The organism is Polynucleobacter asymbioticus QLW-P1DMWA-1 (assembly GCF_000016345.1).
Classification (GTDB): Bacteria; Pseudomonadota; Gammaproteobacteria; order Burkholderiales; family Burkholderiaceae; genus Polynucleobacter; species Polynucleobacter asymbioticus.
The window spans coordinates 1,969,232-1,991,962 of the sequence record NC_009379.1 but is presented as its reverse complement, the minus strand read 5'-3'; the positions used below and the strand labels follow the sequence as shown (position 1 = coordinate 1,991,962).

The 22,731-nt window shown below is 45.8% G+C and carries 19 protein-coding genes; 10 read left to right on the top strand and 9 right to left on the bottom strand.

Annotated features, from left to right (window positions below; all coding sequences use genetic code 11):
- Nucleotides 1-63: 63 nt before the first annotated feature.
- The 5 genes from lptB to PNUC_RS09885 are packed head-to-tail and all read right to left on the bottom strand — an operon-like array spanning nt 64 to nt 3,641.
- A complete protein-coding gene (gene lptB / locus PNUC_RS09905; protein WP_011903746.1) occupies nt 64-831 on the bottom strand; it encodes an LPS export ABC transporter ATP-binding protein in 768 nt (255 codons plus the stop codon).
- Nucleotides 828-1,391 carry an LptA/OstA family protein gene (locus PNUC_RS09900; protein WP_223245981.1) on the bottom strand — a complete coding sequence of 188 codons (564 nt, stop codon included), beginning with the start codon at nt 1,389-1,391 and terminating at the stop codon, nt 828-830. The genes lptB and PNUC_RS09900 overlap by 4 nt, the downstream gene beginning before the upstream one ends.
- A gap of 10 nt (nt 1,392-1,401) precedes the next feature.
- Nucleotides 1,402-2,043, bottom strand: a complete 642-nt coding sequence (gene lptC / locus PNUC_RS09895) for an LPS export ABC transporter periplasmic protein LptC (RefSeq protein ID WP_011903744.1) — start codon at nt 2,041-2,043, stop codon at nt 1,402-1,404.
- 3 nt (nt 2,044-2,046) lie between these two features.
- Nucleotides 2,047-2,619, bottom strand: coding sequence for a KdsC family phosphatase (locus tag PNUC_RS09890; RefSeq protein ID WP_011903743.1), 573 nt, complete (start codon nt 2,617-2,619; stop codon nt 2,047-2,049).
- A 29-nt stretch (nt 2,620-2,648) separates the two neighbouring features.
- Nucleotides 2,649-3,641 (bottom strand): KpsF/GutQ family sugar-phosphate isomerase, encoded by a 993-nt coding sequence (locus PNUC_RS09885; RefSeq protein ID WP_011903742.1) that lies wholly within the window; start codon nt 3,639-3,641, stop codon nt 2,649-2,651.
- Between the two features lie 11 nt (nt 3,642-3,652).
- On the opposite strand from PNUC_RS09885, the gene PNUC_RS09880 reads away from it, so the two are divergent.
- Nucleotides 3,653-5,635, top strand: coding sequence for a monovalent cation:proton antiporter family protein (locus tag PNUC_RS09880; RefSeq protein ID WP_011903741.1), 1,983 nt, complete (start codon nt 3,653-3,655; stop codon nt 5,633-5,635).
- 28 nt (nt 5,636-5,663) lie between these two features.
- Here the strand turns inward: PNUC_RS09880 and uvrA are convergent, their stop codons facing one another.
- Nucleotides 5,664-8,552, bottom strand: a complete 2,889-nt coding sequence (gene uvrA, locus PNUC_RS09875) for an excinuclease ABC subunit UvrA (protein WP_011903740.1) — start codon at nt 8,550-8,552, stop codon at nt 5,664-5,666.
- Between the two features lie 37 nt (nt 8,553-8,589).
- Between uvrA and PNUC_RS09870 the strand changes: the two genes are divergently transcribed.
- Both PNUC_RS09870 and ssb read left to right on the top strand, forming a co-directional pair.
- On the top strand, nt 8,590-9,774 hold the full coding sequence (locus tag PNUC_RS09870; RefSeq protein WP_011903739.1) for an MFS transporter: 1,185 nt from the start codon (nt 8,590-8,592) through the stop codon (nt 9,772-9,774).
- 81 nt (nt 9,775-9,855) lie between these two features.
- Entirely contained in the window at nt 9,856-10,311 is a 456-nt protein-coding gene (gene ssb / locus PNUC_RS09865; protein ID WP_011903738.1) for a single-stranded DNA-binding protein, read from the top strand.
- A 72-nt stretch (nt 10,312-10,383) separates the two neighbouring features.
- On the opposite strand, the gene queF is transcribed toward ssb, so the two are convergent.
- Genes queF through ilvA form a run of 3 tightly spaced genes read right to left on the bottom strand, consistent with a single transcriptional unit; the run spans nt 10,384 to nt 13,678 of the window.
- The gene (gene queF, locus PNUC_RS09860; RefSeq protein ID WP_011903737.1) at nt 10,384-11,211 is read right to left on the bottom strand and encodes an NADPH-dependent 7-cyano-7-deazaguanine reductase QueF; all 828 of its coding nucleotides are present in this window, start codon (nt 11,209-11,211) and stop codon (nt 10,384-10,386) included.
- A gap of 17 nt (nt 11,212-11,228) precedes the next feature.
- The gene (locus PNUC_RS09855; RefSeq protein ID WP_011903736.1) at nt 11,229-12,146 is read right to left on the bottom strand and encodes a 5'-nucleotidase; all 918 of its coding nucleotides are present in this window, start codon (nt 12,144-12,146) and stop codon (nt 11,229-11,231) included.
- Between the two features lie 11 nt (nt 12,147-12,157).
- On the bottom strand, nt 12,158-13,678 hold the full coding sequence (ilvA, locus tag PNUC_RS09850) for a threonine ammonia-lyase, biosynthetic (protein ID WP_011903735.1): 1,521 nt from the start codon (nt 13,676-13,678) through the stop codon (nt 12,158-12,160).
- Nucleotides 13,679-13,812: 134 nt separating this feature from the next.
- On the opposite strand from ilvA, the gene PNUC_RS09845 reads away from it, so the two are divergent.
- The 7 genes from PNUC_RS09845 (at nt 13,813) to PNUC_RS09815 (ending at nt 22,730) form a co-directional block, all read left to right on the top strand.
- Entirely contained in the window at nt 13,813-17,652 is a 3,840-nt protein-coding gene (locus PNUC_RS09845) for a DUF3683 domain-containing protein (protein ID WP_011903734.1), read from the top strand.
- Nucleotides 17,652-18,038: a gamma-butyrobetaine hydroxylase-like domain-containing protein gene (locus PNUC_RS09840; protein ID WP_011903733.1), complete on the top strand. Its 387-nt coding sequence runs from the start codon at nt 17,652-17,654 to the stop codon at nt 18,036-18,038. Before PNUC_RS09845 ends, PNUC_RS09840 begins: the two co-directional genes overlap by 1 nt.
- Nucleotides 18,038-18,781, top strand: coding sequence for a bifunctional demethylmenaquinone methyltransferase/2-methoxy-6-polyprenyl-1,4-benzoquinol methylase UbiE (gene ubiE, locus PNUC_RS09835; RefSeq protein WP_011903732.1), 744 nt, complete (start codon nt 18,038-18,040; stop codon nt 18,779-18,781). Before PNUC_RS09840 ends, ubiE begins: the two co-directional genes overlap by 1 nt.
- Nucleotides 18,782-18,848: 67 nt before the next feature.
- Complete coding sequence (locus PNUC_RS09830; protein WP_011903731.1) at nt 18,849-19,760, top strand: Tim44 domain-containing protein; 912 nt, start codon at nt 18,849-18,851, stop codon at nt 19,758-19,760.
- Between the two features lie 53 nt (nt 19,761-19,813).
- Nucleotides 19,814-20,434 carry a ubiquinone biosynthesis accessory factor UbiJ gene (locus PNUC_RS09825; protein WP_011903730.1) on the top strand — a complete coding sequence of 207 codons (621 nt, stop codon included), beginning with the start codon at nt 19,814-19,816 and terminating at the stop codon, nt 20,432-20,434.
- A gap of 3 nt (nt 20,435-20,437) precedes the next feature.
- Nucleotides 20,438-22,024: a ubiquinone biosynthesis regulatory protein kinase UbiB gene (ubiB, locus tag PNUC_RS09820; protein WP_011903729.1), complete on the top strand. Its 1,587-nt coding sequence runs from the start codon at nt 20,438-20,440 to the stop codon at nt 22,022-22,024.
- A 52-nt stretch (nt 22,025-22,076) separates the two neighbouring features.
- Nucleotides 22,077-22,730 (top strand): DUF502 domain-containing protein, encoded by a 654-nt coding sequence (locus PNUC_RS09815; protein ID WP_011903728.1) that lies wholly within the window; start codon nt 22,077-22,079, stop codon nt 22,728-22,730.
- The last annotated feature ends 1 nt before the right edge of the window (nt 22,731 follow it).

Below are 22,731 nucleotides of genomic sequence, written 5' to 3'. Positions count from 1 at the left end.
ATTTGCCGAAAACCAAGAGGGGAATGCAATTTTTTATTATTTGAATGGGGTTGAGGGCCCTCATTACATCCGGAAATTTTCGCCTAAGTAGACTCTGCGAACGGCATCGTTTTGAATGATTTGGTCTGGCTTGCCCTCTGCCAAAACGCTTCCTTCGCTAATGATGTAGGCGTGATCACAGATGCCCAAGGTCTCGCGGACGTTATGGTCCGTGATCAGAACGCCAATATTACGATCGCGTAGAAAACGAACAATACGTTGAATCTCCCCAACCGCAATAGGGTCAACACCTGCGAAAGGTTCGTCAAGCAAGATGAACTTGGGCTGTGATGCTAGTGCCCTAGCGATCTCAACTCGGCGTCGTTCACCACCAGACAAAGACAAGGCTGGATTATTGCGTAAGTGACTAATCTGGAGTTCGCCTAAGAGCTCATCAAGACGGCTGGCTATTTCCCCTTTGGATAATGGCTTGCCGCCTTGTACTTGAAGTTCTAGTACCGCTTGAATATTTTCTGCAACATTGAGTTTGCGAAATACAGAGGCTTCTTGGGGTAAATAAGACAAACCCATGCGAGCACGCTCATGAATAGGCAAATGAGTAATATCGGTGCCATCTAAAACAATCCGACCACCATCAAGCGGAACTAATCCGACAATCATATAAAAGGAAGTGGTTTTACCTGCACCATTGGGCCCAAGAAGGCCAACTACTTCACCGCACTTCACTTGAATAGAGACATCTTTTACGACTGTTCTTGAGCCATAACGCTTTTGCAGGTTATGGGCGCTAAGTGTAGCTGCGGCGTTTGTTTGGGCTGAATCCATTGTCATTTGTCTAGTGTAGCTTTCCGCCTTGGTGAAAGGATTGCTCTTGCTAAAGGCAGGTCCTCTGGCTTTGCATCTGCAGGAGGTGTTACTCGATAGCGTTCCGTAATGTCGTCGTACTCAATCTTTGTTCCTTGCAATTGATCGAGCATTTGCATATTCAGAGAACGGCGCAGGGAAGCATCGCCGGTAATAGTCAACTGTTCAGTCTTAGCGTTATAGGTTACTTGTGTGCCACGCCCTTGCATAAATTCATCAGCAGGCCCTTCCCTACGTTGTCTGAAGCTAGCGACTGTATCGGAGGTGCCTTTGACTTCAACAAACTCATAGCCTTCAGGGTCGACTTGAATATGACCATCTTCGCCTGTCACAATCATGCTTCCCTTAATAAGCAGAACCTGCCCATTCAGATCGTAGCTTTGCTGAACATCATTGACCGACACCTTTTCTGCCTCGAGAATAATTGGCTTATCTTGATCTGCTTTTTCAGCTTTTGCCAAGCCAGTAAATGCTGCTAAGAGCACTAATAGGCACGCTGATTTAGAAAAATGAAGAGGTTCAAACATGCTCAGCATTTTATTGTGTTCCCCGTGGTGCGCGTTCAATACGCCCCTTCACTTGACCTGATAACACCATGCTTTGTTGGATATTGTCGAATGTACCGCCGTCAGTTGAGGTCATGATTGACATGCCTTGCTCGAGGGTGATGGGTTTATCAGTCTCAATGATGTCGTCGTTAATGAAGACTTTAAAATAGCTTGAGGAGGCTAGCATGCGAAGTGTGGCTGGCTCTGTAGCGCTGGCAGGCTGTGCAGGTCTAAATATCGAAGCATTATCAAATAGCTCCAAAATAGAGAGGTCTCCATCAAGATGACCTGTTTTGGATTTCACAGTCACAGGCGCTTTATCTGGTTGAAATAAACGCATGCGCGGCACTTCAATATCAATCGAAGCGTCATCATCATAGTGAGTGACTTTATTTCCCAGAATTCTATATTTAGTATTACCCAGTTCATTGAGTGCCGAAAGAGAGCCATCTTCAATAATGTAGTCAGGTTCGTGAAGACGAACACGCTCAAGCTGGGATTTTTCTGCGGGGTTATTTTTTTGAACTAGCCAAAAAGTAGCTAGAGTCAACGTGCCCATCAAAATCAGGGGCATCAGCCGTAAAAGACTGCGCCCAAGGGTAACTTTAAGGTGTTGAGAATTTAAAGCCATTAACTAGTCGCGGGCTTTGCTCAGGAGTTTGTCGTATTGATTTTGCGCTTTGAGAATCAGGTCACATACTTCTCTCACAGCGCTATTACCACCAGTATGGATGGTTACATAATGTACATATTCTTTTACGGCCTCATGTGCTTGAGCGGGGCAAATTTTCAAGCCGGCATTTTTCATCATCGCTAAATCCGGCCAGTCATCACCCATTACTGCACAATCGTTTTGAGTAAGGCTAAGTGAATTTAGAACTTGCGCTAAGGCGATTGATTTATTCTCAACTCCCATATGAACATGCTTGATTCCCAGTTCTTCACAGCGTGCTAAAACCATTTTAGAGTTACGGCCAGTAATAATGGCTGTTGCGATTCCGCATTGCTCTAATAATTTGATACCTAAACCATCTTGAATATCAAATGCCTTTAAAGATTCTTTCCCGTCTGCCCCTATCCATACTTGGCCATTTGTTAAAACACCGTCAACATCTAGCACCAGTAGCTTTACGTGAGCAGCACGCTCCCATGCTTGTGGATATTGAGTAAAAGGGTTGGTAGTGTGTGTATTAAAAGCGCTCGGCATGAAGATATGGGAATGGGTTGAGGTGGCTATTAAATAACTTTAGCCGCAAAAAGGTCATGTAAGTTCAGTGCACCCAAAAGATGACCTTCGGTATTGGTTACTACTAAATGATTGATACGATGTTTTTCCATCATCTCAATCGCTTCCTCGGCTAGTAATTCAGGAGGAATAGTTCGTGGGCTAGGGGTAGTGGCATTGCGCAAGGTAACGCTGCCAAGATTAGTATTTTTTTCTAAAAGGCGGCGTAAATCACCATCCGTCAAAATACCAAACACTTTTTGTTGCTCGTCTAAGATGACGACCATACCCATGCGTTTAGACGTCATCTCTAGTAAGGCATCTTGCAGTGAAGCTTGAATCGAAATTTTAGGAGTGTTATCAAAACTACGCATAACCTCGCTGACATGGGCTAACAGCTTACGACCTAGTCTGCCACCTGGATGTGAGCGTATGAAATCTTCAGCCTGAAAGCCGCGTGCATCCAATAAGGAGACGGCTAAAGCATCACCCATTGCGAGTGCGGCAGTGGTGCTGGTAGTGGGTGCGAGATTGAGGGGGCACGCCTCTTTTTCAACGCTGGTATCCAAATGTGCATCTGCTAATTTGGCGAGGGAGGAATTTGGTGCGCCAGTCAGAGCAATTAATTTTGCGCCAGTACGTTTGACGATTGGAACAATTGTTAATAGTTCCTCAGTCTCGCCAGAATTAGAGAGCGCTACGAATACATCATCCCGGGTAACCATTCCCAGGTCGCCATGGCTGGCCTCTGCGGGATGTACAAAGAAAGCTGGAGAGCCGGTTGATGCGAATGTGGCAGCAATTTTGCGAGCAATATGACCGGATTTGCCGATACCTGAAACTACGATTCTGCCTTTGCAGTGGTGTAGCAATTCCACTGCGAGGATAAGTGCATCAGCATTGGCGCCCTCAAGGCGATCGCGCATGGTTTGCAGTGCAGCAGCCTCAATTGTGAGGGTGTCGCGTGCCAGCTTTAGGGTACGTTCACGAGTCTTAGCTATCATCGAGTAAGTATATGCCGTCAGTCCTTCAATTAACTCTCATTCTCTTGGCCTCAGGTGTGGCCGGAGTGGTTATTTTCCGCTATTTTGGCTTACCCCCCATTTTGGGCTATTTGGCCATTGGAGTACTCATAGGGCCTAATGCCCTTGGCTTGGCGAGTGATTCTGCCACCGTCAAGTATCTGGCTGAGTTTGGAGTGGTTTTCTTGATGTTTTCCATTGGTCTGGAATTTAACCTAAACAAGCTGCGGGCCATGCGCACCATCGTATTTGGGCTTGGCGGCAGCCAAGTGATCTTAACCATGCTATTGGCTGTTCCAGCAAGTCTGCTGATGAACTGGATTTACCCGATTTCTTGGCAAGCAGCGATTGCACTTGGTGGTGCTTTAGCCATGTCATCTACTGCCATTGTGACGAAGCTCATTTCTGATCGCTCCGAATTGGAGTCTGAACACGGTCGCAATGTAGTCGGTATTTTGCTGTTCCAGGATTTGGCAGTGGTCTTCTTATTGATTTTGCTCCCCTCATTAGGAAAGAATCCTAAAGACCTATTCGTTGCTTTGACTACAGCCTCTATCAAAATTACCGTTGCATTGACATTGATTTTCTTTATTGGCCAAACTCTCATGAGCCGCTGGTTTAGATTGGTTGCCAAACTGCGCTCACAAGAGCTGTTTATGTTGAACCTTTTATTAATTGTTCTTGGTATGGCAGCCTTAACGGAGCACTTTGGATTGTCTCTTGCTCTAGGCGCATTTCTAGCGGGCATGTTGATTTCTGAGACGCCTTATCGACATCAAGTGGAAGAAGACATCAAGCCGTTCCGCGATGTTCTGTTAGGGCTTTTCTTTGTCACGATTGGCATGCTGCTGGACTTCAACGTCATTCTTGAGCAGTGGATGCTGGTCTTGGTGCTCTTAATTGCCCCATTATTTTTCAAGTTTGGCTTGATTGCTTTGCTCTCTAGAGCATTTGGCTCAAGTCCTGGCATCTCCATTAGAACAGGCCTGTGTCTTGCTCAAGCGGGCGAATTTGGTTTCGTATTGCTGACTCAAATCGACGGCTTGGATTTGATTGATCCTACTTTGAGTCAAGCCGTTCTTGCGGCCATGTTGCTCTCGATGTTTTGCGCCCCATTTTTGGTTGAATACAGCGATCGAATTGCGATGCGCTTTTCCAGCAATGAATGGCTACTGCAATCCCTTGCGCTTACGCGCGTAGCAGCAAAAAGCGTGCGTAATGAAAACCACGTGATTATTTGTGGTTTTGGTCGCTCTGGTCAGAGTTTGGCGCGGATGTTGGATCAGGAAAAAATTCCGTACATTGCATTGGATTTAGATCCGGATCGCGTTAAAGAAGCTGCGGCAGCTGGAGACAATGTCGTCTATGGGGATGCCAGTCGTGAGAACTACTTAATTGCTGCTGGACTTTCTAGAGCGAAAACCGTTGTGATTACCTATGCAGATACTGTTGCTAGCTTACGAGTATTGCATCAGGTAGAACACCTGCGTCCTGGTATGACTGTCTTGGTTCGCACACGAGATGATGCTGATATTGCTAAGTTGCAGGCTGCTGGAGCTACTGAAGTAGTGCCGGAGTTAATTGAAGGCAGCCTCATGATTGCCTCCCATGTTCTTTTGATCATGGGTGTACCGATGCGGAAAGTGGTACGACGCATTACCTCTGCACGTGAAGAGCGATATAGCTTGTTGAGAGGTTACTTTAGGGGTGTAGGTGATGATGTTTTAGGAACGAATGAATCTTGGCGCTTACATTCGATTACCTTATTGCCTCAATCTCAAGCAGTTGGAAAAACGCTGAGCGAACTTCATTTAGAAAATGAAGGCGTTAGTGTTCAGGCAGTTCGTCGCAAAGGGCGTAATGCAGACTATGTAAAGCTAGCTTTAACGCCAGAATTAATCCTAGAGGCCAATGATATTTTGGTGATCTCAGGTAATTCAGAGGCAACCGATATGGCTGAGGCTAAATTACTCTGAGATTTATAAACTAAAAAAGCGTTTTAGTTTATTTTTTCTTTTTGCTGCTCACGATCTTTCGAGTCAATAAAGGTGCTAAATAATGACCAGTGAAACTGAGTTCATTTTTTGCAACATCTTCAGGGGTTCCGGTTGCAATAATTTGTCCGCCACCAGCACCACCCTTGGGCCCAAGATCAATAATCCAATCAGCCGTTTTGATCACATCTAGATTGTGCTCAATGATGACTATCGTGTTACCTTGCTTTTTGAGTGTTTGAATAACAGTCAACAAGAGTTGGATATCGTGGAAATGTAGGCCCGTTGTAGGTTCATCCAAGATGTAAAGAGTGCGCCCTGTATCGCGCTTAGAAAGTTCTAGCGATAGCTTGACGCGTTGCGCTTCACCACCCGATAGAGTGGTAGCACTTTGTCCCAGCTTTACATAACCTAAGCCGACATCTAATAGTGTTTTCAGTTTGCGTTTAACGACCGGCACCGCTTCGAAGAATTCAAAGGCTTGCTCAATGGTCATGGAAAGTACTTCGTGGATATTTTTGCCTTTGTAGCGTATATCCAGAGTTTCACGGTTATAACGTTTGCCATGACATACATCGCAAGGCACATACACATCCGGCAAGAAGTGCATTTCTACCTTAATTACGCCATCGCCTTCACATGAATCACAGCGCCCACCCTTTACGTTAAAGGAGAAGCGCCCGGCTTCGTAGCCGCGCTCACGTGATGCGGGAACGCCAGCAAAGAGTTCTCTGATTGGAGTAAACAGGCCCGTATAGGTGGCCGGATTAGAACGAGGTGTCCTACCAATAGGTGACTGATCAACGCTAATGACTTTATCAAAATGCTCTAGGCCTTTGATCGCATCATGAGCTGCTGGCTCTGCATTGGAGCCATATAAATGTTGAGCAACTGCATGATGCAAGGTGTCATTAATGAGTGTGGATTTACCAGAGCCCGATACGCCAGTCACGCAAGTTAATAAACCTACTGGAATCTTTGCATGAACAGATTGCAAATTATTCCCACGTGCGCCAATAATTTCTAAGAAACGATCGCTTACTGGAATCCGTTTTTCTGGAACGGCAATTGCCTCACGGCCAGCCAGGTAAGCACCGGTTAAGGAATTCAAGTTTGCTTCTACTTCTGCCGGCGTACCTTGAGCAACGACCTCACCACCATGAATGCCGGCACCAGGGCCAATGTCAATTACCCAATCAGAGGCGCGAATCATATCTTCATCATGCTCAACTACGAGAACGCTATTACCAAGATCTCGTAAATGTTTGAGGGTGCCAATGAGGCGATCATTGTCGCGTTGATGTAATCCAATAGAGGGTTCATCTAAAACATACATCACACCCGTTAGGCCAGAGCCAATTTGGGATGCTAGTCGAATACGCTGAGCTTCGCCACCAGAAAGGGTATCAGCGCTTCGCTCTAAAGACAGGTAATCGAGGCCGACATCATTTAAAAAGCGTAGGCGAGCACCGATTTCTTTCACAATCTTGTCGGCGATTTCTCGTTTGGCACCCTTGAGCTCAAGGGTTTCAAAATATTCTTTAGCTTCTTTCAGTGGAAGAGCGCTAATTTCATAAATAGCGCGTGATTGTTTTTTATCACCCACTTTGACAAAACGTGCTTCTTTGCGTAAACGACTGCCTTTACATTCTGGGCAAGTTTGCACATTTTGATAGCGAGAGAGTTCTTCGCGAACCGTCATGGAATCGGTTTCGCGGTAGCGTCTCTCAAAGTTGGCAACAATACCTTCAAAGGCATGTTCGCGAATACTATTTTTGCCACGCTCATTGATATATTCAAATGGAATGGTGACATCACCAGAGCCAAGCAAAATCAAATCTTGCTGTTTCTTATTTAATGTCTCAAACGGTTTCTCAACGTCAAACCCACCATGCTTTGCAAGAGTTTGAAGGAGTTTGAAGTAGAACTGATTACGGCGATCCCAGCCTTTGATAGCGCCAGAAGCTAGTGATAAATCGGGGTGAGCTACGATTCGCTTAGGATCAAAGAAGGACTGGTGACCTAGGCCGTCGCAGGAAGGGCAGGCGCCCATCGGGTTATTAAATGAGAATAAGCGAGGCTCTAATTCTTGTAAGGAATAAGAGCAAACTGGACAGGCAAATTTACTAGAGAAAATCATCTCTTTGCCAGTGTCCATATCCACAATCATTGCCTTGCCATCCGCTAAGCGTAAGGAGGTTTCGAAAGATTCCGCTAAACGTTGTTGAATATCTGGACGAACTTTAATTCGATCAACCACTACTTCGATTGAGTGTTTGTCATTTTTCTTTAGCGTAGGTAATTGATCAACTTCAAAAATCTCTGCTTTAGCAGCGTTGGCTGTACCACCACCTGAGCGAACGCGAAAACGAACAAAGCCTTGTGCTTGTAAATCTTGAAAGAGGTCAACAAACTCACCTTTGCGCTCACTGACTACGGGCGCAAGAATCATGAGCTTAGTGTCTTCTGGCATTGACAATACGGTATCAACCATTTGCGAGACACTTTGTGCCTCTAAAGGAAGGTCATGTTCTGGGCAGTGGGGTGTTCCTGCACGTGCAAAGAGTAAGCGCAAGTAATCATGAATTTCAGTGACGGTACCAACGGTTGAGCGAGGGTTGTGGCTTGTTGCTTTTTGCTCAATTGAAATCGCAGGCGAAAGACCTTCAATCGTATCGACGTCTGGTTTTTCCATGAGTTGTAAAAACTGACGAGCATAAGCTGAGAGGGATTCAACGTAGCGGCGTTGACCCTCGGCATAAAGGGTGTCAAAAGCCAGTGAGCTCTTGCCCGAACCAGAGAGGCCAGTAAGGACGACCAGTTTCTCTCTAGGGATGTCTAGATTGATGTTTTTGAGGTTGTGGGTGCGGGCACCGCGGATCTTGATTTCGTTATTCATGATTTTTTAGCGTAACTTGTTAATATAGCTCTTTCCCATGAATCCTTCTGAACTTCGCTCCACTCTCGCCTTAGCAGGCATTTTTGGCCTCCGTATGCTGGGTCTATTTTTGCTATTGCCCATCTTTAGCATCCACGCCCATGGCCTGCCTGGTGGCGAGCATGCACTTTGGGTGGGCTTGACCTTGGGCATCTTCAATATTGTGCAGGCCTGTTTTTACATTCCTTTAGGCCGTTTATCGGACCGAATTGGGCGTAAACCGGTTGTTTTGTGGGGTCTGTCCTTATTTATTGCTGGCGCCTTGATCTGTGCCGCCAAGGACGATTTGCTCTGGATTGCGATTGGGCGCGGGGTGATGGGTGCTGGAGCGGTCTCAGCGGCCATTTCTGCGTGGGTAGCCGATCTCACACGTGAACAGGTTCGTACTCGAGCGATGGCTTTGGTTGGTGGCAGTATTGCCCTTTCCTTTGCTCTGTCTTTGGTGATCGCTGCCCCCATATATCGCGCAATTAGCCTTAGTGGAATTTTCGTTGTTCTGGCGGTATTAGGCGTTATTGCCATGTTCGTAACGTATTACGTTTTACCCACGAGCAAACCTGAAGTAAGAGTTCAACAAGCTTCATTAAAGGAAGTTTTCTTCCGTCCTGAATTAATGCGCTTGAATCTTGGTGTCTTTGTATTGCATGCCACTCAAGTAGCGATGTTCTTAGTAGTACCTCGTTTGCTAGTTCAAGCAGGCTTACCGCTTTCTTCTCATTGGGAAATTTATCTTCCTGTAGTACTGCTCTCATTTGTCTTTATGGCTCCGGCAATAATTTACGGAGAAAAGAAACAGCAGTTAAGAACAGTGTTGTTAGTTGCGATTGTTTTACTGCTGATTGCTGAAATGATCTTTACACAAGCAAATTCGGTAATGACAATTGCAAGTGCACTACTCGTTTATTTTGTGGGCTTTAATTTACTAGAAGCTTTGCAGCCATCCTTGGTATCTCGATTTGCCAAAGAATCTAAAGGTACCGCTTTGGGTGTATACAACACTACCCAATCGATTGGCCTGTTCTCAGGTGCTGTTATTGGGGGTTATTTAATGGATAGCCATGGTGATTTATCGGTCTTTGCGATGGGCGCAGCCCTCCTAGTTTGCTGGCTTATAATTGCTTGGTCGATGGGCGAAATGCCAACGAGAGCAACAGAATCCAAGGATGTAGCCACGACGACATAGCCGCAGCTCCATTGATTTAATTAAAGCGAGCAGTTTATTTTTTAGTAGTAATAACAGCAGTATTTTTCTTCGGGAGACAACATGGCTTCGGTAAATAAGGTCATCATCGTAGGTAACGTCGGACGTGATCCAGAAACGCGTTACATGCCAAGCGGCGACGCCGTTACAAATATTTCAGTAGCAACTTCAGACCGCTACAAAGACAAACAAACTGGCGAAATGAAAGAAACCACAGAATGGCACCGCGTTGCATTCTTTGGCAAGCTTGCAGAAATCGCTGGTCAGTACCTTAAAAAAGGTTCACAGGTTTATGTTGAAGGTCGTTTGCGCACCCGAAAATGGACTGACGCTAGTGGTCAAGAAAAATATTCCACTGAGATCGTTGCAGAAACTATGCAAATGCTTGGTGGTAAGCCAGTTGGCGGAAGTGGTGATGGTGGCGAAAGCTATGCGCGTTCAAAGCCGGCTGAGCAGTCTGCTCCATCTGCATCGAATGCTGCATCACTTGGTGCAATGGATGACGATATTCCGTTTTAATTATTGATCAAACATCAACTAGTTGTTGTTTGAAAACCAAAACCCCTTCTAGGATTTCCTACAAGGGGTTTTTTATTGGCGCGCATGGCGAGTATTTTCTGGCCATGGGGAGTTGTGATCGGTTCGGAAGGGATTAATATCTAAGCCGCCACGTCTGGTGTAGCGTGCATATACAGAAAGCTTTTCTGGTTTGCACTGACGCTTGATATCGGTAAAGATGGTCTCAACGCAATGCTCATGAAATTCTCCTAATTGCCTAAAGCCAATTAAGTAACGCAATAGACCTTCCTCGAGAATGGGCCTACCTTGATAACGAATCTGCACGCTGGCCCAATCAGGCTGTCCTGTAACGGGGCAATTGGATTTCAGTAAATGGGAAACGAGGCATTGTTCAATCGGACCAAAAGACTCATTCACACCCAGTAGGCTAGGGTCAGCCGGGAGATGTGGATCTATCTCAATATCAAGACGATCCATCAGAATGCCACTCATTTCTTGCATTCCCTTTTTTGAAACGGCTTCAGTCGAATGAATACGAGTGGCGACCTTGCTGCCGGCAACTGCAGATAAGTCCGTGATGAGGCGATCTTTGACTTGACCCTCATCTTCAAAGCGAGCACTGTTTAGGCTGTTGAGATAAAGCTTGAATGATTTGGACTCAATCATGTTGGGTGAGTCAGCTGGGATCTGGAACTCAGCTAGTGCTATTTGTGGTTTACCTTTTTGATTAAGCCAACTCAACTCAAATGCATTCCAAATATCAATGCCCACAAACGGCAATGCTTGTCCCTCTTTAAGCCCTAGTTTCGCGCGGTTTTCAGTGCGGGGAATTGGGAATAGTAAGCTTGGATCATATTGATCCGGATATTGCGTAGATTGTCCGAGAGGTAATGTGGCCATGAGGTTCACTAACTCCGTTATTTGACTGACTTTTTAGGTCTATTAGAAACGCCGGATACTACATGGCCTGTGGGTGCTACCGAAGCTGCTGATTGACAGTGACCCGTTTGATCATCAAAGAAGAAATCAGGTTCGTATTCTCGCAGAAATTCGCTTTTCGACAGGCCGCCCAAGAACATCGCTTCATCAACATCAATACCCCAAGCCATGAGAGTACGAATTGCACGTTCATGTGCGGGTGCAGAGCGAGCCGTTACTAATGCGGTACGAATACGCATACCATTTTCACTAGTAGACCGCTGTAGCCTGTGCAGTGCTTCTAGCAAGGGCTTGAAGGGTCCAGGCGGAAGTGGGATGTCGACCTTTTTGCTTTCATGGTCGACAAATGCCTCTAAACCTTTTTTCTGAAACACTTGTTCAGCTTCATCCGAAAAGAGCACCGCATCTCCGTCAAAAGCAATGCGAATTTCATTTGGATGAGACTCAGCGGTTTTGCTTGATTCTGGAAACACACGGGCTGCTGGAAAGCCTGCATCAATCGTGGCTCGGACATCATCTTCATTGGCAGACAAGAAAAGATTGGCATGTAAGGAGCGAAGATAGTGATACGGTGGACGCCCTCTAGTGAAAACACCTCGCTCTAAATGTAAGCCATGATGCTCAGCTGAGCGGAACACTCTTAAGCCACTCACTGGATCATTGCGGGAGAGGATAACGACCTCTACTCGCTGTTCACCTTCCTCGTTAAAGGCTAATAGTTTTTTGACTAACGGAAAGGCAACTCCCTTTTGAGCTGCGATACCAAGACGCTCAAGCTGTAATTTCATATACGCACTGTCATCGGTTGATTCAAAAATGCGGTTTTCTTCTTCAAAATCAAACAGGGCGCGCGAGGAGATCGCAACTACGAGTTTTCCGGTGAGTGTGTATGACATCTAATGACGTTCTATTTAAGGAAGAGATGGTAGGCAGGATTGTTGGTCTCATCCCAGTGGGGATAGCCAAGACTAGCCAAGAAGTTTTGGAATTTCTTTTGCTCATTCTTAGGAACTTGTAGGCCTACTAGAATGCGACCATAGTCTGCACCATGATTGCGGTAGTGAAATAAGCTGATATTCCAATTGGGCGCCATGCTGGTCAAGAACTTCATCAAAGCACCTGGGCGCTCTGGAAATTCAAAGCGGTACAACAGCTCATCATTTGCGAGTGCTGAATGTCCACCCACCATGTGGCGTAAGTGAGACTTGGCTAACTCATCATGCGTCAGATCGATAGTTGCAAATTTGGCTTTGCGGAAATGCTTGGCAATGACTTCGCTATCACCAGATTTTTGCGTGCTAATACCAACAAAAATATGTGCTTCACTTTGGTTGCCAATTCGATAATTAAATTCGGTAACGTTGCGTTTTCCAAGTAACTCACAAAAGCGCTTGAGTGATCCTCGCTCTTCAGGAATGGTGACAGCAAATACCGCTTCACGGAACTCGCCAACGTCTGCACGTTCAGCTACAAAGCGCAGGCGGCTAAAGTTCATATTGGCTCCACAAGCCACAGCCACTAAAGTTTTCTTCTTAATACGCTTCTTTTCGACGTACTTCTTCATGCCTGCAATAGCTAGTGCGCCTGCTGGTTCAAGGATGCTACGGGTATCAGTGAACACATCATTAATTGCTGCGCAGATTTCATCGGTATCAACGGTGATGATTTCATCAACCACTTTTTTGCAAATGCGAAAGGTTTCTTTGCCTACTAGCTTTACTGCAGTGCCGTCAGAGAATAAACCGACATCTTTCATTTCAATGCGCTTGTTTGCTTTGAGAGATTGGTTCATGGCATCAGAGTCCGATGCTTGAACGCCAATCACTTTAGTCTTTGGGCTCACTGCTTTGATGTATTCACCAATTCCGGAAATTAAGCCGCCACCACCAATTGCCACAAATACTGCATCAATGGGTTTTTCATATTGCGTAAAAATTTCGTGAGCAATGGTTCCTTGCCCGGCAATGACGTCAGGATCATCAAACGGGTGAACGAAGGTGAGGCCGCGTTTTTTACCCAGAACTTCTGAATACTTAAAAGCGTCGCTATAGGATTCGCCGTGCAGAATAATTTCGACCCAAGAGCCGCCACGGGCCTTTACCGCATCAATTTTGACGCTAGGGGTGGTAACCGGCATCACGATGACTGCTTTGCACTTCATTTTGGCGGCAGAAAGGGCTACCCCTTGTGCATGATTGCCTGCAGAAGCAGCAATTACCCCGCGTTTTAGGGCTTCCAAGGGTAAATGGGCCATTTTGTTATAGGCGCCACGCAATTTGAAGGAAAAAACCGGCTGGTTATCCTCCCTTTTCAGTAAGACCTGGTTGCCCAATCGCCTGGTAAGTTCGGGAGCTACTTGGAGCTCGGTTTCTCTAGCTACGTCATAGACGCGAGCCGATAAAATTTTCTTTAAATAGTTCGTTGCCATCCAATGAGCGTACCACGGATGGCCTCTAAGCCCTTAGTTTTGCAAGGGTTTATCTCCAGAGGGAGCGACTTTTACTGTTTCCTGCCACTATCAGGATTGCTCAATTAAAATGCTTATTTATCGAATATGTCGCTATGAATGCTCCACTAGCTTTGAATCAGTTGTTGGACGCCGAGGCGGGATCACCCCGCCTGCGTGAAATTCCCTACAACTACACCTCTTTCTCTGATCGTGAGATTGTTATTCGCTTATTGGGCGAGGAGTCTTGGCGCGTTCTAAATGAGCTGCGCGGCGTACGTCGTACAGGCCGTTCTGCTCGCATGCTATTTGAAATCTTGGGTGATATCTGGGTCGTTCAACGTAACCCGTTTTTGCAAGATGATTTATTGGATAACGCCAATCGCCGTCAGCAGTTGATCGATGCTCTTTGGCATCGTTTGGGTGAGGTAAAAAAACGAAATGTAGGTGACTCTGCAGAACAAGTAGAAGTTTTGTTGAGCGCTGCTTATCGTGCAGTTGAAAATTTCCAAAATGGTTTTAAAGAAGTAGAGCAAATTCGCAAACGTGCGCGCAAAGAATTAGGCCGCCATACAGCAAGTGACAATATTTGTTTTGATGGTATTTCGCGTGCAGCGCATGTGACTGATGCAACCGACTGGCGTGTTGAATTTCCTTTGGTAGTTCTCAAGCCTGACTACGAATCTGAAATTCCTGGTTTAGTAAAAGCATGCGTTGAGTTAGGCTTAACCATTATTCCTCGTGGAGGCGGCACTGGCTATACCGGTGGTGCTATTCCTCTCTATGCAATGTCTGCGGTAATTAACACCGAGAAGTTGCAAGACATCGGTGGAGTGAAATCGAAGCGCTTGCCTGGAATGGATCGCGAGGTATCTACTATCTTTACAGGTGCAGGCGTAGTAACACGCCGTGTATCTGATGCTGCAGAGCACGCAGGGCTGGTCTTTGCGGTCGATCCGACATCGGCTGATGCTAGTTGTATCGGTGGCAATATTGCGATGAATGCTGGCGGTAAGAAGGCGGTTCTTTGGGGGACTGCTTTAGATAATCTCGCTAGCTGGCGCATGGTCGATCCCGAAGGGAATTGGTTGGATATTGAGCGACTCGAGCACAATATGGGCAAGATCCATGATGTAGCAACAGTACGTTTTCAATTAACTTGGTCTGATGGCAATAGTGAACCAGGCGAACGTATTTTAAAAACAGAGCTATTAGAAGTTGAAGGTAAACGTTTTCGTAAAGAAGGTTTAGGCAAAGACGTTACTGACAAATTTTTATCAGGCTTACCAGGTGTGCAAAAAGAAGGTTGCGACGGTTTAATTACTAGCGCAACTTGGGTATTGCATCGTATGCCGAAATATATGCGCACTGTTTGCCTGGAGTTTTTTGGCCAAGCGCGTGAAGCGATTCCAAGCATTGTCGAGATTAAGGCTTACTTAGACGGCTTGAGCAAGCAAGGCGGTCCAATTTTGGCCGGCCTTGAGCATCTGGATGATCGCTACTTGAGGGCGGTCGGTTATTCAACTAAATCTAAGCGCAACAGTTTGCCTAAGATGGTTTTGATTGGCGATATTGCTGGCGATGATGAGGAAGCGGTAGCTGCTGCGACCAGTGAAGTGGTGCGCATGGCGAATTTGCGTGTCGGCGAAGGTTTTGTTGCTGTAAGCGCTGAAGCTCGTAAGAAGTTCTGGTTAGATCGTGCCCGTACTGCCGCCATTGCTCGTCATACCAATGCCTTCAAGATTAATGAAGACGTCGTGATCCCCTTGCCACGTATGGGTGAGTACACCGATGGTATTGATCTTATCAATATTGAACTTTCGCTTAAAAATAAATTACAAGTACTGGATGCGCTTGAATCATTTTTAACTAAGAGCGCATTACCTTTAGGTAAAAGTGATGAGGATTATGAAATCCCAACAGCAGAAATTTTGGGGGATCGTGTTCAGCAAGCTCTGGAATTGATTGCAACCGTACGTGCGCGGTGGGCTGAGTGGCTCATGCAGATGGATACCTATTTCCCGCAATTGCAGAATTACAGCTTGCGTGCTTCATGGAAAGAAGAGGTTCGTTCAGAGCTACGCATTATCTTTGGCGGCTTGGTATTTGAGCCAATCTTGAATGAACTAGAAGCTATCCATAAAAACATTTTGCGTAAGCGCGTATTTGTGGCCCTGCATATGCACGCAGGCGACGGGAATGTTCATACCAATATTCCAGTGAACTCCGATGATTACGAGATGTTGCAAGATGCGCATCGTGCCGTTGATCGGATTATGAAATTAGCTCGCTCATTAGATGGCGTGATTTCTGGAGAGCATGGTATTGGTATTACCAAATTGGAATATTTGACCGAAGCAGAGCTAAAAGACTTCCGCAGCTATAAAAATCGTGTTGACCCAGAGGGCCGTTTTAACAAAGGTAAGTTGATGCCGAATGCTGATCTCAGCATGGCTTACACACCGAGTTTTGGTCTGATGGGGCATGAATCTATCATCATGCAGCAAAGTGATATTGGTGCGATTGCTGATAGCGTTAAAGATTGTTTGCGTTGCGGAAAGTGCAAACCTGTCTGCTCAACACATGTGCCGCGCGCTAATTTGCTTTACAGCCCACGAGACAAGATTTTGGCGACTTCATTATTAATTGAGGCCTTCTTGTACGAAGAGCAAACGCGGCGAGGAGTTTCTATTCGCCATTGGGAAATGTTTGATGATGTGGCTGCGCATTGCACGGTCTGTCATAAATGCTTGACTCCATGCCCTGTCAATATTGACTTTGGTGAGGTGACCATGAATATGCGCAATCTTTTGCGCAAAATGGGTCAGCAGCGTTTTAACCCTGGAACAGCTGCATCGATGTTCTTCTTGAATGCCACTAGCCCAGAAAGTATTAATTTGGCACGCAAGACCATGATTGGTTGGGGTTATAAGTTACAACGCTTAGGTAATGATGTGTTGCGCAAGTTTGCCAAGAAACAAACTGCACACCCGCCAGCAACAGTCGGCAAACCGACCGTAACGGAGCAGGTTATCTTCTTTGTGAATAAGAAGATGCCGGGAAATCTCCCTAAGAAAACGGCACGTGCCTTGTTGGATATCGAGGATGCAAACTACGTTCCAATTATTCGAGATCCAAAAACAACCTCTTCGGATACTGAGGCAGTGTTTTATTTCCCGGGTTGTGGATCTGAGCGTTTGTTCTCTCAAGTAGGATTGGCTACTCAAGCGATGTTATGGAATGTAGGAGTACAAACGGTTCTTCCACCAGGCTATCTATGCTGTGGTTATCCACAACGGGGTAATGGCGACTTTGATAAAGCTGAAAAGATGATTACGGATAACCGTGTCTTATTCCATCGTGTTGCCAATACTTTGAATTACCTAGACATCAAGACTGTGGTTGTCTCTTGCGGGACTTGTTATGACCAGTTGGCTGGCTATCAGTTTGAGCAGATTTTCCCTGGTTGCCGAATTATTGATATCCATGAGTTTTTGGCAGAGAAGGGCGTTAAGCTCTCTGGTGTTACAGGCGTGAAGTACATGTATCACGATCCTTGCCACTCTCCGATGAAGCTTCAGGACCCATTGAAGACAGTGAATGAATTAATTCAGCTGGAAGATGGCAAAGCGATTCAAAAGAATGATCGTTGCTGCGGTGAATCTGGAACTTTGGCTGTGACACGTCCTGACATCTCTACCCAAGTGCGTTTCCGCAAGCAAATTGAAATGGAAAAAGGCGCCAATGATTTACGTAAGGGTGATTTCACTGGTGATGTCAAAGTGCTTACCAGCTGCCCATCGTGTTTACAGGGCTTAACGCGTTTTGATGCCGATAGCGATACCACGGCTGATTACATTGTGGTGGAGATGGCTCAAAAATTGCTAGGTGAAAACTGGATGCAAGAGTATGTTGCTAAGGCTAATCAAGGTGGTATTGAGAGGGTATTGGTTTAATGATTCCAACAAACATTGTGGTGCACCAACACTCAAAAGTATTGGAGCTGTCTTATGACGGCGGAGCTATCTATAAATTACCTTTTGAGTTGCTCAGAGTGTTATCTCCATCTGCTGAAGTGCAAGGCCACGGACCAGGCCAGGAAACATTGCAAACAGGCAAACGTGATGTTGTGATTTCTAGTCTAGAGCCTGTTGGACATTACGCTTTAAAGCCCACTTTTTCAGACGGACATGATTCAGGGCTGTATTCCTGGGACTTCTTATATTTCGTTTGTGAAAATCAAGAACAGTTATGGAAAGAGCATTTAGATAAATTGGCGTTAGCTGGTCTCGATCGTGATGCGCCAATGACAACTAAAGGCCATTCTTGTGGAAGCCATTAATGAGTAAAACCCACTTCGGTTATCAAAGTGTTGATGAGGCAGAAAAAGCCGGCAAAGTTGCTGAAGTATTCCATTCGGTAGCCAGCAAATATGATGTGATGAATGACTTCATGTCATTCGGCCTTCATCGTCTATGGAAAAAAATAACTATTGCTCGTGCTCAAGTGCGTCCCGGCCAAAAGGTTTTGGATATTGCTGGGGGTACTGGTGATCTTGCTGCAGCATTTGCTAAAGCGGCGAACTGGGGAAGCAACCCGGATGCTCAAGTTTGGCTGAGCGACATTAATGCGTCCATGCTTGGGGTCGGTCGCGATCGACTCCTAGATCGCGGTATGGCGTTGCCCTGTGTTCAATTTGATGCAGAAAAAATTCCATTTCCTAATAACAATTTTGATGTTGTGACTGTAGCCTTCGGTTTACGCAATATGACACACAAAGACATTGCATTGGGTGAAATGTGCCGCGTTATTAAGCCGGGTGGCCGCGTGCTAGTTTTGGAGTTTTCAAAGCCAGACGCATTTCTGCAGCCTGTTTATGACGCTTATTCTTTCAAGGTTTTGCCATGGTTGGGTGAAAAAATTGCCCAAGACTCAGAGAGCTATCGTTATTTAGCAGAATCTATCCGCATGCATCCAGATGCGGATACGCTCAAAGAAATCATGTTGGGCGTCGGTTTTGATGAGGTCGAAACCCATAGAATGACAGGGGGCATCGTCGCATTACATATTGGTATTAAGTATTAGTGGATGTATAGTTTTTAAGTGTTTAAAAACTCAAGAAGTACAGTAGTTACTAGATGGGTAAATAAAAATGAAGAGACATTTTTTTAAATCAGTTTTAATCAGCTTGGCTTTAGTGTTTGCATCTGTTAGTTCCGTAGATGCTGCTCGACTTGGCGGTGGTAGAAGTTTTGGCCGTGCCCCAAGCGCCCCTATTCAAAGACAAGCGACGCCAGTCCAAAAACCAGCGCAGCCAGCTCAAGCGCAACCAGCGCCAACTGCGCCTCAAGCTCCCGCGCCTAGTCGTTTTGGCGGCATGGGTGGGATATTGGGTGGTCTTGCAGCGGGCCTAGGGATTGGTTACCTTCTTTCCCATTTTGGCTTGGGAGATGCAGCATCTTCATTGATTACAGGATTATTGATTGCCATGATCGCTGGATTTGTCATTATGTTTTTGATTCGAAAAATACTTCCCGCTTTATCTGGCGCAGGCCAGAATACAAATGTGCCACCAGCGGCTGTACCTCGGAGTAACCTGGATCAGACACCAAGACAGGATCCTGGATTTGCTCCGGCAGCAAATGCATATAGTGGCGTAAGCGCTGCGGATGAGAAGTTTGAGTCCACCATACCCGCAGGTTTTGATGAGCGCACCTTTTTAGAGAACGCAAAACAGTATTTTGTGAATTTACAAAAAGCTTGGGATTTAGGCGATCTGGCTGCTTTGGGTGAATTTACAACCCCAGAAATGTTTGCCACCATTCAGCAGGATTTGGCAGGGCGTAGTGATAGCGCCAATCAGACTGATGTTCTTTCAATTGACGCCAAACTTTTGGGAATTGAGACTAGCGAAGCGCATTATTTTTGCAGTGTGCAGTTCAAGGGCATGATTCGGGAGCAGCCGGGAGCACCAGCAAGTGATTTTTCTGAAATCTGGAATCTGAGCAAGCCAGTAAACGGTCCTGGCGGCTGGGTACTGGCGGGCATCTCTCAGTTGGTTTAAGCTTTAGGTACTTTCCGTTGGAAAACCCGCACTAGTGCGGGTTTTTTACACTTATGAATACATCATTTTCTACAACCCACACCATCGCTGCCGGTGCTGCTTGCCGGGGTATTAATCATGTTTTGAGCTCTGAGCCCTGGGCTTGCACTGAATTGGCGAAGCATTCTGGCAAAACCGTGCTTTTAGAGCTTCCTCTGGGCAAGATGTGTTTTGAGATTAATTCAATCGGATTTTTAGCTGCTGTTAAAGAGGGCGACCATTCCTCTCTTGTATTGGAGGTCTCATCAAAAGCGCTTGCAGAGCTAATGGGCGGTCCTGGAAATTTACGCGAGCAAGCCTTTAAAGCGGTGAAGATTACTGGTGATGCAGATTTGGCGCAGTTGATCGGAAGGCTTGCAGGACAATTACGCTGGGAGTATGAGGAGGATTTGGCTCGCCTAGTGGGTGATGCACCCGCTAACTTCGCAGTGAGAAAAGGGAAAAAATTGATTTCTGCTACTCGCTCTGCGGCAACTGATTTACTAGACAATGTAGTTGAGTATGTCAGTGAAGAAAGAAAAGTGCTTTTAAACCAGCGAGATTTTATGGTTCGTAAAACCGAATTAAATAATTTGCGTGATTCTGTAGATCGTATAGAAAAACGCATTCAACTCTTAGAGCAAAAGGCTAAATAAATCGTGCGTCGAATTGCTCGTCTTTGTTTCATTTTCTTTACCGCTTGGCGTTATGGATTGTTGCCTCTGCTGCGTGACATATTGAGACCTGGAATCAGTCGCGGCGCGTTAACCGTGATTTGCTGGATGTCACCCGGCAGTAATTTGCCAAGAGGGGCGCGTATTCGCTTAACCCTAGAAGCGCTTGGCCCTATTTTTGTTAAGTTTGGACAAGTGCTCTCTACTAGGCGCGATTTACTGCCGGAGGATATTTCGAATGAATTGGCAAAGTTACAAGATCAAGTGCCACCTTTTTCGAATGAAGAGTCACGACGCTTAATTGAAGCGGATTTAGGTCAGCCAATCGAAGACGTATTTATTAGTTTTGATGCCACTCCAGTAGCTAGCGCTTCAGTAGCACAAGTGCACTTCGGCGTTTTGCGTGCGACAGAAAAACATCCTGAATGGGCTCACAAGGAAGTGGCTATCAAGGTACTGCGCCCTGGTATTTTGCCGGTGATTGAAGGTGATCTGGCCTTGATGTATGACTTGGCTAAGGTGATAGAAAAAAGCTCAGAAGATGGTCGCCGCTTAAAGCCACGTGAAAACGTTCGTGAATTTGATACCTACCTACATGATGAGCTCGATCTCATGCGTGAGGCAGCGAATGCTAGTCAGTTACGTAGGTACTTTGTTAATTCCGAGAAGTTAATGATTCCCGAGATGTATTGGGACCTGTGTCATACCAATGTCATCGTCATGGAAAGAATGCATGGCATTTCTATTGGCCGCACCGCGGAATTACACGCTGCAGGGGTCGACTTTAAAAAGCTTGCAGCTGATGGAGTAGAAATATTTTTTACACAAGTATTTGAATATGGTTTTTTCCATGCGGATATGCACCCGGGAAATATCATGATCAGTCTTGAGTCTGATACCTTTGGTCGCTTTATCTCTTTGGATTTCGGCATCGTTGGCGCATTAAGTGAATCAGATAAAAATTATTTAGCTTTAAATTTCTTGGCTTTCTTTAATCGGGATTACCGCCGCGTGGCTGAGTTGCACATTGAATCAGGATGGGTTCCAGCCAATACGCGAGTGGAGGAGTTAGAAGGCGCCGTGCGATCGGTTTGTGAGCCTTACTTTGACCGACCCTTGAAAGAGATTTCTTTGGGAATCGTACTGATGCGTTTATTTCAGACATCACGTCGTTTTAAAGTGGAAATTCAGCCTCAACTCACCTTATTGCAAAAAACGCTCTTGAATGTAGAGGGCCTTGCTAGGCAGCTGGATCCCGATCTGGATTTGTGGAAAACAGCCAAACCGATTCTTGAGAAATGGGTGAGCAAACAGTTGGGGTGGAGCGGCTTAATTGATGGCTTAAAGCAGGAGGCCCCTACTTGGGCCAAAATCTTGCCCACATTGCCGCGCCTCATTGCCGAGAGCATGGCGCAGAATCGACACCAATTAAAAGACCAAAACGGCGAATTGGAGGTTCTAAAAGCCCTTTTGCTGGAAGAAAGGCGGACCCATAAGCTTTTAGTCGGCGCCTTACTCTTTGCTGGTGGTTTTTTGGCTGGAATTTTGATCATCAGCCTAGGCATTCATTAGTCTCTTACCGCTTGGCTACTAACCCGCTAAAATAGCGGGTTAGGTAGAACACATGAAAAAATTCTTTATCGCTGGCATTCTCGTATGGGCTCCCATGGCAGTCACCATTTGGGTGATTACTTGGGGCTTGGGTTTGCTCGATGGCGTTTTTGGTTCTGTAATGCAGGCAATCATCGCTGTTTTCCCGCATCAGTTTGCAGCCGATCTTCAGCATTTCCGCGAATTACCCGGTGTTGGAATTTTGATTGTAGTTTCAGTCATTATTGTTACCGGCGTTATCGCAATTAGTTTTGCTGGGCAGTGGTGGATCAAGGTATGGGATAAATTGGTCAATCGTATTCCAGTAGTGCGCTCAATTTATTCTAGCGTTCAACAAGTTTCTTCTACTTTATTTTCTGGCAGTGGTCAGGCATTTAGTAAAGCCTTATTGATTCGTTACCCCCATTCAGAATCATGGGCGATTGCCTTTCAAACTGGCGCTCCTGCAAAAGAGGTTACCGCTAAATTAGGCGAGGGATATGTCAATGTCTTTCTACCTACTACCCCAAACCCTACCTCTGGTTTTTTTATGATCGTAAGACGCGATCAAACTATCGAACTAGAGATGAGTGTCGAAGAGGCCTTGAAACACATTGTTTCTATGGGTTCTGTTCCACCAAATAATTCTAGTGGCCTGACTGCTCTTGAGTCGCCACCCCATTTTTGAT

What these genes read in the sequence shown, in the direction of transcription:
- ubiE (WP_011903732.1), top strand. Translation starts at nt 18,038, where the DNA reads ATGAGTAAAACCCACTTCGGTTATCAAAGTGTTGATGAGGCAGAAAAA.
- PNUC_RS09900 (WP_223245981.1), bottom strand. Translation starts at nt 1,391, where the DNA reads ATGTTTGAACCTCTTCATTTTTCTAAATCAGCGTGCCTATTAGTGCTC.
- PNUC_RS09830 (WP_011903731.1), top strand. Translation starts at nt 18,849, where the DNA reads ATGAAGAGACATTTTTTTAAATCAGTTTTAATCAGCTTGGCTTTAGTG.
- lptC (WP_011903744.1), bottom strand. Translation starts at nt 2,043, where the DNA reads ATGGCTTTAAATTCTCAACACCTTAAAGTTACCCTTGGGCGCAGTCTT.
- uvrA (WP_011903740.1), bottom strand. Translation starts at nt 8,552, where the DNA reads ATGAATAACGAAATCAAGATCCGCGGTGCCCGCACCCACAACCTCAAA.
- PNUC_RS09845 (WP_011903734.1), top strand. Translation starts at nt 13,813, where the DNA reads ATGAATGCTCCACTAGCTTTGAATCAGTTGTTGGACGCCGAGGCGGGA.
- queF (WP_011903737.1), bottom strand. Translation starts at nt 11,211, where the DNA reads ATGGCCACATTACCTCTCGGACAATCTACGCAATATCCGGATCAATAT.
- lptB (WP_011903746.1), bottom strand. Translation starts at nt 831, where the DNA reads ATGACAATGGATTCAGCCCAAACAAACGCCGCAGCTACACTTAGCGCC.
- PNUC_RS09815 (WP_011903728.1), top strand. Translation starts at nt 22,077, where the DNA reads ATGAAAAAATTCTTTATCGCTGGCATTCTCGTATGGGCTCCCATGGCA.
- PNUC_RS09890 (WP_011903743.1), bottom strand. Translation starts at nt 2,619, where the DNA reads ATGCCGAGCGCTTTTAATACACACACTACCAACCCTTTTACTCAATAT.
- PNUC_RS09855 (WP_011903736.1), bottom strand. Translation starts at nt 12,146, where the DNA reads ATGTCATACACACTCACCGGAAAACTCGTAGTTGCGATCTCCTCGCGC.
- PNUC_RS09825 (WP_011903730.1), top strand. Translation starts at nt 19,814, where the DNA reads ATGAATACATCATTTTCTACAACCCACACCATCGCTGCCGGTGCTGCT.
- PNUC_RS09880 (WP_011903741.1), top strand. Translation starts at nt 3,653, where the DNA reads ATGCCGTCAGTCCTTCAATTAACTCTCATTCTCTTGGCCTCAGGTGTG.
- PNUC_RS09885 (WP_011903742.1), bottom strand. Translation starts at nt 3,641, where the DNA reads ATGATAGCTAAGACTCGTGAACGTACCCTAAAGCTGGCACGCGACACC.
- PNUC_RS09840 (WP_011903733.1), top strand. Translation starts at nt 17,652, where the DNA reads ATGATTCCAACAAACATTGTGGTGCACCAACACTCAAAAGTATTGGAG.
- ssb (WP_011903738.1), top strand. Translation starts at nt 9,856, where the DNA reads ATGGCTTCGGTAAATAAGGTCATCATCGTAGGTAACGTCGGACGTGAT.
- PNUC_RS09870 (WP_011903739.1), top strand. Translation starts at nt 8,590, where the DNA reads ATGAATCCTTCTGAACTTCGCTCCACTCTCGCCTTAGCAGGCATTTTT.
- ilvA (WP_011903735.1), bottom strand. Translation starts at nt 13,678, where the DNA reads ATGGCAACGAACTATTTAAAGAAAATTTTATCGGCTCGCGTCTATGAC.